At 59.0% G+C, this 873-nt stretch carries 1 protein-coding gene; it reads right to left on the reverse strand.

The window, feature by feature from the left end; genetic code table 11:
- A partial coding sequence (locus J5224_RS31130; RefSeq protein WP_264628869.1) for a nitrate regulatory protein occupies positions 1 to 873 on the reverse strand: 873 nt, incomplete at both ends.

Here is an 873-nt window from a genome sequence, read left to right on the forward strand (position 1 = left end):
CTCATCGCCAGACTGCGCAGCGTTTTATAGGCTTCATCCTCCGTCATGCCGCGATGCTGCATCAGCATGCCTTTGGCACGGTCGATTTGCTTGCGCTCGGTTAAAGAAGCGCGCATCTCGGTCAATGCGCTATCGAGGCGTTGCAATCGTCGTGATTGCGTCTGCACCAACGATAGCAAAGAGCGCCCCAACTGCGGACACACCCCATCGCTGCTGATCCACTGGGCTGCACTCTGTGAGGCCGCCATCTCTTCACCCGGCATAAACACCGAATAACCATGCGCATGGTCCTGCTGCTGTTCAAGCAAGCTTTCAACGCTGGCGGCCTGATCGCGGCAGGCCGCTTCTGCGGCCGCGATACGCTGCTGGCACAGCGCCATCAACGTTTGCTCCAGGGCATCTTCCAGGCGTTTCATCCCATCGATACGCGCCGTCGCCAGTGCAAACCAGCGCATGCTTTCCCCTGCATTCAGCGCGCCCGCTGCCGTGCGCGTGCAGGCAATACGCCGCAAGCGCTCAAACTCGCGGTCGGTGCCCAGTTGCTGCCAGCGAGCCTTGTTGTCATCATCGGCAAAATCGACAAAGGTATCGAAACACCGTTCTTGCCGTTCAATCAAATCCAGCAACGCCTGCTGGCGATCCGGGGTAAATGCGCCGGTGGCAAAGGCTGCTGCACCTAACGCGCGCTCTTGTCCGGCAAATTCTTTGCCCTGCATAAAGCTGAACATGGCAATCAGCGCCCGGGCAATGCCCGGCTCTGCGGCGGTATCAGACACCTCAAACACCAGCGCCAGCAGGTGACGAATGGTATCGTTGAAGGCAGTCATCACGTCTGGCTGAGACAGGCTGCGCTGCCGTAGCTTTTGGCGTAAT

The organism is Candidatus Symbiopectobacterium sp. NZEC135 (assembly GCF_025962695.1).